The organism is Nitrospina gracilis 3/211, assembly GCF_000341545.2.
In the GTDB taxonomy this organism is placed as follows: Bacteria; Nitrospinota; Nitrospinia; order Nitrospinales; family Nitrospinaceae; genus Nitrospina; species Nitrospina gracilis.
In genome coordinates this window covers 2,673,211-2,686,823 of the sequence record NZ_HG422173.1, presented here as the reverse complement: position 1 = coordinate 2,686,823, position 13,613 = coordinate 2,673,211, and the positions used below count along the sequence as shown (strand labels likewise).

The 13,613-nt window shown below is 59.1% G+C and carries 13 protein-coding genes; 5 read left to right on the top strand and 8 right to left on the bottom strand.

The window, feature by feature from the left end:
• Positions 1–4: 4 nt before the first annotated feature.
• From TX82_RS12850 to TX82_RS12835, 4 genes are all read right to left on the bottom strand, one after another.
• Positions 5–517 (bottom strand): carboxymuconolactone decarboxylase family protein, encoded by a 513-nt coding sequence (locus TX82_RS12850; RefSeq protein WP_005011530.1) that lies wholly within the window; start codon positions 515–517, stop codon positions 5–7.
• 108 nt (positions 518–625) lie between these two features.
• Positions 626–1,567, bottom strand: coding sequence for an alcohol dehydrogenase catalytic domain-containing protein (locus TX82_RS12845; RefSeq protein WP_244875059.1), 942 nt, complete (start codon positions 1,565–1,567; stop codon positions 626–628).
• Positions 1,473–2,417 (bottom strand): YkgJ family cysteine cluster protein, encoded by a 945-nt coding sequence (locus tag TX82_RS16875; protein ID WP_005011525.1) that lies wholly within the window; start codon positions 2,415–2,417, stop codon positions 1,473–1,475. The genes TX82_RS12845 and TX82_RS16875 overlap by 95 nt, the downstream gene beginning before the upstream one ends.
• Before the next feature lie 98 nt (positions 2,418–2,515).
• Positions 2,516–2,941: a DUF1844 domain-containing protein gene (locus TX82_RS12835; protein ID WP_005011524.1), complete on the bottom strand. Its 426-nt coding sequence runs from the start codon at positions 2,939–2,941 to the stop codon at positions 2,516–2,518.
• Between the two features lie 190 nt (positions 2,942–3,131).
• On the opposite strand from TX82_RS12835, the gene TX82_RS12830 reads away from it, so the two are divergent.
• Positions 3,132–3,995, top strand: a complete 864-nt coding sequence (locus tag TX82_RS12830; protein WP_005011522.1) for a TRAP transporter TatT component family protein — start codon at positions 3,132–3,134, stop codon at positions 3,993–3,995.
• A 77-nt stretch (positions 3,996–4,072) separates the two neighbouring features.
• Entirely contained in the window at positions 4,073–5,062 is a 990-nt protein-coding gene (locus TX82_RS12825; protein ID WP_005011520.1) for a TRAP transporter substrate-binding protein, read from the top strand.
• 6 nt (positions 5,063–5,068) lie between these two features.
• Here TX82_RS12825 and TX82_RS12820 read toward each other — a convergent pair whose 3' ends face one another.
• The 4 genes from TX82_RS12820 to TX82_RS12805 form a co-directional block, all read right to left on the bottom strand.
• Positions 5,069–6,721, bottom strand: a complete 1,653-nt coding sequence (locus TX82_RS12820) for a fatty acid CoA ligase family protein (RefSeq protein ID WP_005011517.1) — start codon at positions 6,719–6,721, stop codon at positions 5,069–5,071.
• Between the two features lies 1 nt (position 6,722).
• The gene (locus TX82_RS12815) at positions 6,723–7,469 is read right to left on the bottom strand and encodes a DnaA/Hda family protein (RefSeq protein WP_005011516.1); all 747 of its coding nucleotides are present in this window, start codon (positions 7,467–7,469) and stop codon (positions 6,723–6,725) included.
• A 102-nt stretch (positions 7,470–7,571) separates the two neighbouring features.
• A complete protein-coding gene (locus tag TX82_RS12810; RefSeq protein WP_005011513.1) occupies positions 7,572–8,009 on the bottom strand; it encodes a hypothetical protein in 438 nt (145 codons plus the stop codon).
• Positions 8,002–8,202, bottom strand: a complete 201-nt coding sequence (locus TX82_RS12805) for a DUF2065 domain-containing protein (RefSeq protein WP_005011511.1) — start codon at positions 8,200–8,202, stop codon at positions 8,002–8,004. The genes TX82_RS12810 and TX82_RS12805 overlap by 8 nt, the downstream gene beginning before the upstream one ends.
• 493 nt (positions 8,203–8,695) lie before the next feature.
• Here TX82_RS12805 and TX82_RS12800 point away from each other — a divergent pair, with 493 nt between their 5' ends.
• From TX82_RS12800 to ligA, 3 genes are all read left to right on the top strand, one after another.
• Complete coding sequence (locus TX82_RS12800) at positions 8,696–10,177, top strand: DegQ family serine endoprotease (protein ID WP_005011508.1); 1,482 nt, start codon at positions 8,696–8,698, stop codon at positions 10,175–10,177.
• Between the two features lie 87 nt (positions 10,178–10,264).
• Positions 10,265–11,662, top strand: coding sequence for a Do family serine endopeptidase (locus TX82_RS12795; protein WP_005011506.1), 1,398 nt, complete (start codon positions 10,265–10,267; stop codon positions 11,660–11,662).
• A 34-nt stretch (positions 11,663–11,696) separates the two neighbouring features.
• Positions 11,697–13,613: NAD-dependent DNA ligase LigA (gene ligA / locus TX82_RS12790; protein WP_042251276.1), on the top strand; the 1,917-nt coding region annotated here is incomplete at its 3' end.

Here is a 13,613-nt window from a genome sequence, read left to right as displayed (position 1 = left end):
CGCTTCATCCCTGTTTGAACACGTCGTCGAGTTCGGTGTGGGCGATGTGGTTGGCGTAGTTGGTGATGGTCTTGAGCGCGATGATGCCAACAATCTCAAACACCTGACGGCGGTCGATGCCCCAGCCCTCGAACTCACTCAAGTCCTCGGCGGTCAGCCAGCCTTTTTTCTCAAGTGTGCGGGAGGTGGCGTCCACCAGGTGCTGGTCGCGTTCGTTTTTAAGCGGCGTTTTGTTTTTGACCGCCTCGACATCTTCATGACTCGCACCGGCTTTTGTTGCCACCATCCCGTGCGCCGCCTTGCAGTAACCGCACCCGTTGAAAGTGGACACCGCGAGAATGACCAGTTGCTTCTCGCGTTCGTTGAGCACGGTGTCGTTCATGATCGCCGTACCACTCAGGTAGAGGTCCAGTGTTTCCGGGCTGACCGCGAGTTCTTTCAAAACATTGGGCACGAAGCCAAATCCTTTTTCGGCTTTGTCGAGGAGTTCCTGTGCTTTGGTTGTGACTTTTTCCATGACGCCTCCCTGTGTTGCCGGTGAGTATTGGGTTTCTGGATCCGGTCCGTTTGAAACCCGGTTTTGGGAGTTGGTAGTCCGTGGAGCCGAAAACTTACAAATCGAAATTTACTGGCCCCGCATACTGATCACGACCTTGTTTTCGGAGAAGGCGGATTCGATGGCCGCTTGCGCATTTGTGAGCGGTTGCACGGATGTGATGAGCGATTTCAACGTGTCCTGGTGTTGTGCGAGGATGTCCACCGCCGGAGCGAACGGGCCGCAACGTGAACCCTGCACGCACAATTCGTCGACCACCAGCTTGGTCATGTCCAACCCTTCGGCGGGCAGGCCGCAGGTGGTCTTGGCGGAGATGGTGCCGCGGGGCCGGACCAGTCCCAGAGCCTGAGCGAACCCTTCCGGCCGACCTGTGGTGTCGACCACGATGTCTGCGCCCAGGCCATCCGTCAAGCCGTGGATCAGGTTGCGGGCATTTTCCGGAGAACAGGCCTCCGTGGCGCCGAACCGGAGGGCACGGTCGCGCTTCTCCAGGCTCCGCGAAACGGTCACCACCTTCAGATTGTGCACAACGGATGCGACGAACACGATGAGGATGCCCAGGCGGCCCGGACCCAATACCACGACCACGTCGTTTTCTTTTGGCGGAGTCATGACGAAGGTTTGCAATGCCGCAGCTAGGGGTTCGATGAGCGTGGCGGTGATGGGATCGATTCCTTCCGGAATATCGTGGAGAGCGCCTGCTGGAACCGCAATCTCTTCGGCGAACGCACCGTCTTTGGAGATGATGCCGGTAACGGTGCGGTTCTGGCAGTGGCTGGGCATGCTGCGCTGGCAGGCGCGGCAGGGTGTGGGAGACCCGTAGGCAGTGCAGGTGTTGTTGATCTCGGCGGTGACGCGTTTCCCCTTCCACTCCGGGGCCACGTTGCTACCGGTTTCCGTGACGGTGCCGACGAATTCATGTCCGCAGACGAGCGGCAGGGGCACAGGATAATCGCCGGAGAAGAGAGCCAGGTCGGTGCCGCAGACGCCCGCATGTTCGACCGCGACCACCACTTCGCCCGCCCCGGCTTTCGCGTCGGGACGGTCCTGCAGTTCGATGGTCCTGGGTGAAATCAGTGTGGCGGCGCGGGGCATGGTGTGGACTCCGGTTGGGGGATGCGCAATCGGCGATTACTTTTTCTTTTTTCTTCTGCTTCTGTCTCCAAACCAGCAGCCAGTGCTGGATGAGCCGCAGTTTCTGCGAACCGGTGAATTTCCTGCGTTTGAACTTGGGTGTCTGTTCGTACTGCAAGCGCGCGATGACCGTCGGCGCCACGGCTTCCTCGATCACCGCGCCACGTTGCGCGTGCTCCAGCTTTTTGGAGTCGCACACCTCGCGGAATGCCACCATGGTGCGGCAGTCCAGAGGCCGGTTCTCGTGAACGGCGCAACTCTGGTCCTCTTCCAGAAACGGGCAGGGCTGGTTGATGACCATGGTGTACCAGTCCACCTTGTCCGGATCCACACCGGACTCCAGCGTCTTCTCCACCTTGTGCATGCTTTTCCCGGCGCGTTCGATGATGTCGTTGAGGTCGATGCCTTTCCGGCGCGCGGCATTCACCATCTCTTCCCATTCCAGTTCGGTGATCATGACGCCGGTGTGACAGCAGTGCGCGCATCCTTTCTGGCAGGTCAGCGGCGGCGCTTTTTCCTCGTAAGCGCGGTCGAGGATTTTCCACAGTGCCTGGATGGGGGGAATTTTTTCCTGTTTCGCCAGCGCCTTCGCGCCTTCCAGCAGGTGTTCGTAAGCGTACTGGATTTCCGCCTCGGCGTATTTCTGCTGGATGTACCGCCGCAGGTCTTCCGGGTCGGTCATGCCGTAAAGGTAAATGCCGTTGTGATCGGCGAACTGGGTGGTCATTGTGCGGTCCCTTTGAGTGCGTTATGCCTTCAAGATACCATCCGGGACCGAAGCGGGGCAACCGGCGAAGTGGGCCATAAAAATCGGGGGGAGGTCGCCTAGCCTTTTTTCTGCTTGGCGATGTATTTCATCTGCAGTTCGTAGATCAACTGCTCCAGCAGTTTCTGTTCCTCATGGTCCAGATTGTTCTGCGTTTTGGCCTTGAGCATGGTGAGGATGTCGATGGTCTGCTGGACCGCGGGCAGGTTTTCCTGCGTCTGTCCGGTCATGGGGTCGGGAATGTCGCCCAGGTAATAAAAGGCGGATGAAGTGAGCGACAGTACGAAGGTAGAGAAGTTGATCTCCATCTGGCCCTGCTGGCCGTGTGCGTGAGAGTCCTCCTGGTCTGCATGTTTCTGGGCCTCCTTCTCCTGTTCCTTTTTGATTTGCTGCTCCTGCTGCTGGCTGTCCTCCTCCGACAAGCGGGAGGACCGGCGGTCCTGGAAACTGAAACTGCTTTCTTCCTTTTCTTCGTCTTTGCTCATGGCAGAACCCCTGATAAACGGTTTGAAGGAACCGGATGGAAGGTTGGGCCAAACGGGCGCGGCCTGAATCCGGGTCGACGCTCCGGACGCTTTCCCTGATGAATTTAAAACATAGCAATATGGCCGTTTCATGTCAAAACAAAGCTGTTGTGTTGTTGCGGCGCATTCGTTTTGTTATCATCTCAGGACTATGGCATACCGATTTCTCGCGTTGGCGATTGTTCTGCTTTTCTTTCAGGCCTGCACACCCCGCCAGATGGTCCTTCGCATGGCGTCTCCTTTGTTCGAAGGCCAGGTGGCGGCGCTCAACGAGGAGCCCGACCTCAAGCTGGCCGAAAGCGCCATCCCCGCCAGCCTCAAGATGATGGAAGGTCTTGTGAAGGCCGATCCCGAAAACGCTTCCTATCATCTCAAGCTGGCGGAAGGATTCTGCGGTTATTCCTTCAGTTTCGTTGAAGGCAAAGACAACCGACGCGCCTCCGACCTTTATCTGCGCGGACGCAACCACGCCGTGCGGTCGCTTATCCTGAACGGCGCTCCGGAAAACCTCCTGAAACTCCCGCCGGACGAATTCAAGTCCGCGCTTGAGGATGTGGATAAGGAAGCTCTCCCGGGCCTGTTCTGGACGGGCCAGTGCTGGGGCGCGTGGCTGATGTTCAACCTCACGGACATGGAAGCGCTGGTCGCATTCCCGAAGGTGGAAGCGGTTATGCGGCGGGTGCTGGAGTGGGACGAAACGTTTCATTATGCCGGGCCACACTTGTTCTTCGGGGGATTTTATGGAGCGCGCTCGCCCATGCTGGGTGGCAAACCGGAACAGGCGCGGCAACATTTCGAGCGCGCCCTCGAGCTGACCGAACGCAAATACCTCATCATTCAGGTGATGTACGCCAAAACCCTGGCGGTACAGACGCAGGATAAGCAACTGTATACCCGGCTTTTGAATGAAGTGGTCGAGACGCCGGAAGGCGTGTTGCCCGGTCAGCGTCTCGCCAACCAGGTGGCGCGCCTGAAAGCAAAACAACTTCTGGAGGATGTGGATGTTCTTTTCTGATCGAAGCGACGGCAACGCACCCACCCCCGGCTCCCCGCGCGAACCGCACACGGTTTCTGTGCATCGCCTGCGGTATCTTGGCATCCCTGCTGTTTGCGCTGGTTATGTGGACCGTGCAGGCCACCCCGGTTCACGCCAAAACGTTCATCAAGCTGTCCACGCTGGCGCCGGAAGGATCGTCGTGGATGAACCGCATGAACGAACTGGCGGCGGAAGTGGAGAAGGCAACCGATGGCGAAGTGGCGTTCAAGTTTTATCCCGGCGGCGTGTCTGGCGATGAGATCGACGTCATCCGCAAAATGCGTATCGGACAGGTGCATGCGGCGGGGTTCACCGGCGTCGGGCTGGGAGAAATTTTGCCCGAGGTGCGGGTGCTCGATCTGCCGTTTTTGTATCGGAACGACAAGGAAATCGAACACGTCTATGACCGCATGACGGGTTACTTCTCCGAGCGGTTCGAGAAGGAAGGGTACATCCTGCTCGGCTGGGTGCCGGTGGGGTGGATTCATTTCTTCTCGCAGAAACCGATCGAACAGGTCGGCGACCTGCACGACAAAAAAGCGTGGATGTGGGAAGGCGACCCTCTGGTGCAGGAAACCTACAAGCATCTGGGCATCACGCCCCTGCCCATGTCCATCACCGACGTTCTGCTTTCATTGCAGACGGGCATGCTGGATACCGTGTACGCGTCACCCGTCGGCGCGCTGGCTCTGCAATGGTTCACGAAGGTGGGGTACATGTCCGAGCTTCGCATGGGCAATGCCACCGGTGCGGTGCTCATTTCCAAACGCCGCTTCCGCAAGCTGTCCGACGCGCACCAGAAAGCGGTGCGGGAAATCAGCGCAAAGCATTTAAAGAAGCTGGTTCAGCAGGTGCAGAAGGACAACGACAAGGCCATCGAGGTGATGAAGAAAAACGGGCTGAAGGTGGCACCGATGCCGGACGGGGCTGAACGGCAGAAGTTTTTTGATGTGGGTGAGAAAGTGCGGAAAGGTCTTGTCGGCAAACTGTTCGACCAGAAACTGCTGGACCAGGTCCTCGGGCACCTCGACGAAGTTCGTTCCTGAAGTCCCTCACCGGTCGGCAAGTTTGACCGCCGCCCAGTCGGCCAGCTTCTCGCGGTTGATTTTAGCGTTGTGCCGGATGTCCACCGGAAAACCCGGGTGAAACAGCACCATGTCGATGGGTCTCGTGACAGGGTTGGCTGAGCCCAGTTCCAGGAGCTCCGCCAGCAGGCGAGTTTTGACCGCCGGGTCCTTGATGGACGGGGGGTCGTGCAATTCGACCACGACGACCGGAATCTGCTGACCTTTCCTGCCCACCCCGACCAATGCCGACCGCCTCACCTCGGGGAGGCGGTTGAAGATGGCTTCGCAAACGATGGTGAACAGCGACCCTGTCTCCGTTTCGATCCGGTGACTTTTCCTGCCGCAGAACCACAACCGCCCTTGTTCATCGAGGTATCCCACGTCACCCATGCGGTGCCAGGTGCGTTCGCCTTCTTTGATTTTTGATAGGCGGTTGGCTTCATCCAGCACTGCGTACTGGCGCGTTACCCACGGACCACTTACGGCGATTTCGCCGATCGTTCCTGGGGCCGCTTCCAGCGAGGCATTCCATTCCGGAATGGGATCGTCCGTGATGTGGAGAATCCTGAGGTCCACGCCTTCCACCGGTTTGCCGACGCACGTTCCCGCGCCCTCCTGCGTGCGCGTCCAGGTTTCATCCACAACTTCCCGCCGTTCGATCGAGCATACCGGCAATGCTTCCGTCGCGCCGTAGGGGGTGTGGACTTTTGCGTCGGGAGCCAGAATGCGGTCGAATCGTTCGAGCAACGATCCCGGAACCGGCGCCCCTGCGATCAGGATGCGTTTCAGCGGTTCCAGGTTTCGGCCGTGCTCAATGCAATACCGCGCCACCGTGTCCCACAGGGCGGGTGATCCGAAACTGCTGGTGATGTTGAATTGCTTTATGGGTCCGAGGATGTTTTCCGGGTTCACTTTTGCCGGGCGGGTGGGGTCCATATCCGGGAGAACGCAGGTCATACCGAGCCCAACGCCGAACAGGCCGAACAATGGAAATGTCGGCAGGTCCACTTCGCCAATGGTGATGCCGTAGAGCTGTTTTATCTTTTCGACCTGCAGGGTAAACATCCGGTGAGTGTAAAGCACGCCTTTGGGCGGTCCCGTACTGCCGCTTGTGAACAGGATGGCCGCCGGGTCGTCCGGTCGGGTCGCAACCGGGACCGCATCGCGGCCGCCGCGAGCGCGCAGGGACCGCAGGGTGATGCCGCTCCACAACCAGCGTCTTCCCACCGTCACCCATTGGGTCACCGATTTGAAATGCCTGCGGTACACCAGCCTGGCGAGATGGGCCATGGGCACGCCGATGAACCCGGTCGGCGCCACGTTCTCAATACTGGTCAGCACCTGTTTGCGGTCGAGGCCGGGATCGATCAGCACCGGCACCGCTCCGATGCGGAACAGCGCGAAAGTAAGCGTGACGAATTCGATGCCGAACGGCACCATTACCAGCACCCGGTCGCCGTGGTCGAGCCCGGACTGGCGCAGCCCGTCCGCAAGCCGGTGCGTTTCCCGTTGAAGTTGGCGGAAAGTGATGCGTCGGCAGCTGCCGGAACGCGGTACCACAAGAGCATCGCGGTTGGGAATGGTTGCGGCCAGGTGATCGACCAGGCTGGCGATGTTTTCTACGGAAGGAGTGGTCATGTCATGCGTCCTGCAGTCCGAGCGCCGCTTTGACCAGCGGCAGAGTGACCTTTTGCCTGCGCGCCAGGGATTCGGTGTTGATGCGGGCGACCGCGTTCTTGATCGACGAGAAGTCGCGGGGAAGACGTGTGAGCAGGTAGTGTGCGATCTTTCCCGGGATATCCAGCCCCAGGTCCTGCGCCAGCTTATGAATCAGCCGCGCGGTGGTGGCGTCGTCGATCGGACCCAACTCCGCGGTGATGCCCCACTGAAAGCGCGAGCGCAGGTAATTTTCCGTATCGGGCAGGCGATTGGGGGCAGTGCGCCCGGCAAAAACAATGCGTTTGTCTTGTTCGCGACGCGTGTTGAAAACCAGGTACAGCCTCTCTTGCGCTTCCGTGTGGCCCGCAATGCGGTCCATGTCATCCATCAGCAGCAGATCCACAGTTTCCAGAGGAGCGAGGGCCGTTTCACCAGACTTTTCCCTGTCAGTCACGGTTGCAACAAAGTCCTCGCAATGAATGTATAGTGCGGATTGGGTTTCGGAAGCAAGGTTGCCGGCGGCCATCAAAAGGTGGGTTTTCCCAAGTCCTGCCGCGCCTGCGATGAACAGGCTTTGCGAGGGGGCAGTGTCGGCCGTGGAAAACTGCCGGGCTGTGGTGAAGGCAAACTTCGAACCTGTGGAAAGAATGAAATTGTCGAAGGTGTATTCCGGGTGAACGGGAAAGTTGAGAATACGTTGTCGGTTGCTGGAATCCTGACGAGACATGGAGCGTTGCCTCAGGGCCTCTAAACCCGTTCGATGAATACGAACAAGGGCGGGCGTCTCATGAAAATGGCCGTCCCCGTGTGGCCTGAAAGGCCTGAAAATTTATTTCGGGCCGATCTGGATTTCAATGTGTGTCTTGCCGAGGTGGGACGGCGTCACGCTGACCGTGCAGACCTGGCCCTTGCGCTGGTAAAGCATGATGCGTGTGTCGTGCTCCACAATCTGGAGGGGTGTCCAGCCGTTCTGCACCATCTCGGTACGAAAATAATCCACTACGTCCTCAGTCTTGTTCCAGACGGAAAATACCAGCCGACCCACTTTGATATCACCGCTTCCCGATTCGTAGATGAACGTTTTGCCCCGGTCGAGCTCAATGCCTTTCGGGATGGGGACGCTGGGAAACTGCATGGCCACGGAAGGCGGCGGGGATTGCTCCGGTGCGGGGCCGGTGGCTTTCTTCGGTGTGTCCGCGCAACCGGTGAGGCCCAAGAGGGCAAAAACGGCGGTGGCGACAAGGGTCCGTTGGATCGATTCAGTCATTGGAATACATTAACCTCCCGAAATAGACGACGACCAGCCCCAGAACGATGATGACAAACCCCAGGCCGCGCAGCACACCGTTTTCAATGGATGGAATCTTTGCCGCCAGGGCTTTGACCTGATCCGGAAAACAGAAATAAGGGATGCCTTCAAAAATCATCATCAGTCCGATGGCGGTGAGGAACAGGCTCATGGTGTGTCCACCGTGGAGAGCTCCTGTCTCGTCATGGTTGGGGCAAGGATGGGCGCCTCCCGTGTCTTGCGGATGCAAGCTGAGACCACCCCGATTTCATAATGGTTGGCTATCAGGTTGCGGGTTGATCGGAACATCCCCCGGAGATGTTCCGCCGATAGTCGTTTTTGATTATCTTTGATCCCATCCATGGAGTCAATATGTAATTGAATCAATAGGATAAAACCGTTGGATTTAGAGTTGTAAATGCTGAAATGGACATTATATAATTTAATTCAAGTCGATGATTTTTGACCAATCCCGAAACAGGTTTTTCGGTTTCCCGCATTCATCTTAATTGAATTTTGCGGTCAATTTGCCCCCACTATCTGTTCAAGCCAAGGATTGTTGGCCGCTTATTCTTATCATTTTTATCTGGCAATGTCGCCTGGCTGGTCCGACCGGCCGTGCAATCCAAGCCATTGCCCACACGGTTATAAAACGAGGATTCCCAATGCTTAATCAGTTGAAGAGAGTTTCCGCCATCAGTTTCCTGGTATTTCTGTGGACGTTTCCCGTGACCGTTCCCGGTCCGATGGCCGGCTTCGATCTGGCGGATTCCGCCCACGCCCTCAGCAGTCAGAGCATGCCGCTGGGAAGCAATATTTTTGTGGAAATCGCCAAAGAAAAGAATCCGGCCGTGGTCAATATCAGTATCCGGGGCAAAACGCAAATGAGTTCGCGGACTCCTCGAGGTAATGGACCCCGGTTTCGTGGGGAGCCGCGCGAGCCGTTTCAGGATTTCTACGACCGTTTTTTTGGCCAGCAGGACCCGCAGCCGCGGCGTGGCATGGGTTCCGGTTTCATCATCAGTCCGGAAGGCCTGGTCCTCACCAACTACCATGTAGTGCAGGGTGCAGAGGAAATCATTGTCAATATTGATGACGGCGGCGCCATCGAAAAGGAATACGAGGCCACGCTGGTGGGGAGCGATCCCAAAACCGACATCGCGCTCATCAAGCTGGTGCTGGATGGTAAGGATAAAGTGAAGTTCCCGCACCTCGATTTCGGCGATTCCGACAAGCTGGAAGTCGGCGAGTGGGTGATGGCGATCGGCAACCCCTTCGGCCTCAGTCACACGGTGACGGTGGGTGTGGTCAGCGCCAAGGACCGCGCCATCGGTTCCGGCCCTTATGACGAATTCATCCAGACCGACGCCTCCATCAACCCAGGCAACAGCGGCGGCCCTCTGCTCAACATCAAGGGCCAGGTGATCGGCATGAACACTGCCATCATCTCCGGTAGCACCGGCGGCAACGTGGGCATCGGTTTCGCCATCCCCATCAACATGGTGAAATCCATCCTTCCCGACCTGAAAGAGAAGGGCACCGTCACCCGTGGCTGGCTGGGTGTGATGATCCAGAAGATCACTCCGGAACTCAAGGACTCCTTCAACCTCAAATCGTTTGAGGGCGCACTGGTTGGCGATGTCATTCCCGGCGGTCCCGCGGAGGCGGCAGGCATCAAGCGCGGCGACGTGATCGTCCGGTTTGGCAAGGAAAAAGTGGATACCATGGAAAGCCTTCCCAAAATCGTTGCCGCCACGCCTCCGGGTGAGGCGGTCGACGTGAAGATCATTCGTGACGGCAAGCCAATGAACATCTCTGTCACTATTGCCGTTCTCAAAGACGAAGAGACCAAGGTCGCGGCTTTGGACCCGCTCGGTATCCAGACGCAGGACATCACGCCGGAGTTGATGCAAAGCATGAATCTGGAAACCACCGAGGGCGTCCTGGTTTCTGACGTCACGCCGGGGGAATCCGGTGGTGAAGCCGGACTGCGTCGCGGCGACATCATCACCGAGGTCAATCGCAAGCCGGTGACCAACGTGCAGGATTACCAGTCGGCGGTCCGCGGGTTGAAGTCCGGGGACACGGCGCTGATGCTGGTCAAACGCGGCGGCACCACGATTTACATTGCGGTGAAGCTGAACTGATCCGGCAATCTCACAATCCCTAATCACACACGGAGCGGCGGGGCAGGGGCCCTCCCGCTCCGTGTTGTCTTTCACGCCTGAAGAACCATGATGAAGAACCGATGGGTGCGTGCCGTTTGCCTGCTCGCGGCGATCGCTCTTGCCTGCGGACTGACCCGGGCTCCGGTGGCGGAAGCGGAACCCTTCCCGCGACGCACGCCGGTGGTCGAAGCGGTCCAACAGGTCGGGCCCGCCGTCGTCAACATCTTCACCGAAGAAGCTCCCCCTCAAGCCAAAAACCCCTTCCGCGATTTTTTCGGCAACGGCCTGCTCGACCCTTTTTTCCGCCAGTTCGACTCGAGGGGATCCCAGCGGCGCAGTCTGGGGTCCGGCGTCATCATTCACCCGGACGGCTACATCCTGACCAACGAACACGTCATCGCCAAGGCCGTGCGCATCCAGGTGACGCTCATCGACAACCGCGAGTTTGAAGCGAAGCTGATTGGCGCGGACCTCAAGTCCGACCTGGCGGTGATCAAGATCGATTCCGACCAGCCCCTGCCGCACGTGAAGATGGGCCGCTCGCACGATCTCATGATCGGGGAAACCGTCATCGCGATCGGCAACCCGTTCGGACTCAAGCACACTGTCACCTCCGGCATCATCAGCGCGCTCGACCGCACCATCCACGCCGGAAAACGGGAAATCTACAATGACTTCATCCAGGTGGATGCGTCCATCAACCCCGGTAACAGCGGCGGACCCCTGCTCAACATCAACGGCGAATTGATCGGCATCAACACCGCCATTTTCCAGGACGCGCAAGGCATCGGCTTCGCCATTCCCATCGACACGGCACGTCGCATTGTCGAGGACCTCATCGAATTCGGCGAGGTGTTCCGCGGCTGGATCGGGGTGTCGGTTCAGGACCTGACGCCGATGCTGGCCCGGCAGTTTGCGATGGATCACACCCGCGGCGCGCTGGTCACACAGGTGTTTCGGGACAGCCCCGCCAGCCGTGTTGGATTGAAGCCCGGCGACATACTCACCGCCATAGACGGTCACGAGCTTTTGGACAAGGCCGACTTCAAACGCAAGCTGACGTCGTACACCGTCGGCGACAGTTTGGAGATCACCTACCGCCGTGCCGGACGCGACGCCAAACTGCGGCTGGATGTGGTGAAGATACCGGACAACGCCGCGTTGCAGTTCGCGAAGGAAGGGCTGGGCATCGAGGTGCGCGGCATCACCCCGGAACTGCGCCAGCGTTTCCGCCTGGCCACGTCGCAGGGGGTGGTCATCGTCAGCGTGCGGCGCAACAGCGAGACGTACCGGATCGGCATCCGTCCCGGGGACGTCATCCGGCAGGTCAACCGGGTGGTGGTCAAGAACCAGGCGGATTTCAACGACGCGCTCATCGAGGCGCGCAAGCATTCTTCCGTTTTACTGCTCGTGCAACGCGGTCAGTCCGGTTATTATGTCACCCTGAACCTGGAGCTTCCCTGAGTTCCCGAACCCAACCTGATTCCACACTCCCTCCATGGCTTCCAAGATCGAAAAAGAAATCGAGCGGCTGCGCCGAACCATTCATCACCACGACCATCAGTATTACGTGCTCGACCAGCCGGAGATCAGCGACCGCGAATACGACCGCCTGCTCGACCAACTGAAAGAACTCGAGGCGAAGCACCCGGACCTCGTCACGCCGGACTCACCGACGCAACGGGTCGGCGGCAAGGCGTCGGAGAAGTTCGATCCCGTCAAGCACGAGATACCGATGATGAGCCTCGACAACACGTACAACGTCGAGGAGGTAGAGGACTTTCATCAGCGCGTGTGCAAGACGCTGGGAACGGACGACGTCGAGTACGTGGTGGAACTCAAGATCGACGGCCTCGGCGTGACCCTCGCGTATGAGGACGGCCTGTTCGTGCAGGGGGCAACGCGCGGCGACGGCAAGGTGGGCGAGGACGTCACCGCCAACCTCAAAACCATCCGCTCGGTGCCGCTGTCTCTCGACCAATCCAAACTGAAACACAAGTACCTCGAAGTGCGCGGCGAGGTGTACATGGATCACACCGGTTTTAAAAAGTTGAACGCCGCGCGGGAAGATCGGGGCGAGACGCCGTTCGCCAATCCGCGAAACGCCGCCGCCGGGTCGGTGCGCTTGCTCGATCCCTCCATTACCGCCGAGCGGCCGCTCCGCATCTGGGTGTACAGCGTCGGCCACATCGAAGGACCGGTGTTCGAAACGCATTACGACGCCCTCCAGATGCTCAAGCAACTCGGCTTCCGCATCAACCCGCACACCGAACTCTGCAAAAACTTCGACGCAGTGTTGAAGCTCATCGACCGCTGGCAGGAAAAACGCCGGACCCTGGATTACGACGTGGACGGACTGGTCATCAAGGTCAATTCACTCCGGTCGCAAAACCGTCTCGGCAGCACCGCCAGGCACCCGCGCTGGGCGGTGGCGTACAAGTACGAGGCGGAGGAAGCGCAGACGAAAGTGAACGCCATCAACGTGCAGGTGGGGCGGACGGGGGCCATCACGCCGGTGGCGGAACTGGAACCGGTACTGGTGGCGGGCACCACGGTGAAACGCGCCACGCTCCACAACGAAGACGAGATCAAAAAGCTCGACGTGCGTGTCGGCGACGACGTCATCATCATCAAAGCCGGGGAGATCATCCCGAAGGTGGTGCGCGTGGTGACGCCCGAGGGAACCAAACGCGGCCAACCCTACACCATGCCCAAGACCTGCCCTGAATGCGATACGCCGATCGTCCGCCAGGAAGGCGAGGCCGCGTGGCGGTGCGTCAACGCGTCGTGCCCGGCGCAGTTGAAAGAACACCTCCTGCATTTCGCGTCGCGCGACGCGATGGACATCGACCACCTGGGTACGGCGGTGGTGGAACAACTGGTCCACTCCGGCCGCGTGAAGACGGTGTCCGATCTCTACACGCTGAAACACGAGGAAGTGAAGAACCTCGAACGCTTCGCCGAGAAGTCGGCGCAGAACCTGATCGACGCCATCGAAAAAAGCAAGCGGGCGGGCTTGAGCCGCCTCATCCACGCGCTTGGCATCCGTTTCGTCGGCCAGCGCGTGGCGCAGGTGCTGGCCAATACGTTTCACACTATGGACGCGCTGGAGAAGGCGTCGTTCGAGGACCTGGAGTCGATCGACGAAATCGGCCCGAAGATCGCCGAGAGCCTGCGCCAGTTTTTCGACGAGGACAAGAACAAGAAAGAGATCGCGCACCTGAAAGAGATGGGCGTGGTGATGGAAGAAGAACGCGCGGAGGGGTCCGGAGACGGCGCGCTTTCCGGCAAGCAGTTCGTGCTGACGGGGACGCTGGAGAACCGCACGCGCGAGGAGGCGAAGGCCCTCATCCACAAGGCCGGCGGGCGGGTGACCTCCACCGTATCGGGCAAGACCGATTACGTGGTGGCGGGC

Bases quoted from the DNA above. Each gene is read 5' to 3' on its own strand.
- TX82_RS16875 (WP_005011525.1), bottom strand. From the start codon at position 2,417: ATGACCACCCAGTTCGCCGATCACAACGGCATTTACCTTTACGGCATG.
- TX82_RS12815 (WP_005011516.1), bottom strand. From the start codon at position 7,469: ATGTCTCGTCAGGATTCCAGCAACCGACAACGTATTCTCAACTTTCCC.
- TX82_RS12800 (WP_005011508.1), top strand. From the start codon at position 8,696: ATGCTTAATCAGTTGAAGAGAGTTTCCGCCATCAGTTTCCTGGTATTT.
- TX82_RS12820 (WP_005011517.1), bottom strand. From the start codon at position 6,721: ATGACCACTCCTTCCGTAGAAAACATCGCCAGCCTGGTCGATCACCTG.
- TX82_RS12830 (WP_005011522.1), top strand. From the start codon at position 3,132: ATGGCATACCGATTTCTCGCGTTGGCGATTGTTCTGCTTTTCTTTCAG.
- TX82_RS12810 (WP_005011513.1), bottom strand. From the start codon at position 8,009: ATGACTGAATCGATCCAACGGACCCTTGTCGCCACCGCCGTTTTTGCC.
- TX82_RS12795 (WP_005011506.1), top strand. From the start codon at position 10,265: ATGATGAAGAACCGATGGGTGCGTGCCGTTTGCCTGCTCGCGGCGATC.
- TX82_RS12850 (WP_005011530.1), bottom strand. From the start codon at position 517: ATGGAAAAAGTCACAACCAAAGCACAGGAACTCCTCGACAAAGCCGAA.
- TX82_RS12835 (WP_005011524.1), bottom strand. From the start codon at position 2,941: ATGAGCAAAGACGAAGAAAAGGAAGAAAGCAGTTTCAGTTTCCAGGAC.
- TX82_RS12805 (WP_005011511.1), bottom strand. From the start codon at position 8,202: ATGAGCCTGTTCCTCACCGCCATCGGACTGATGATGATTTTTGAAGGC.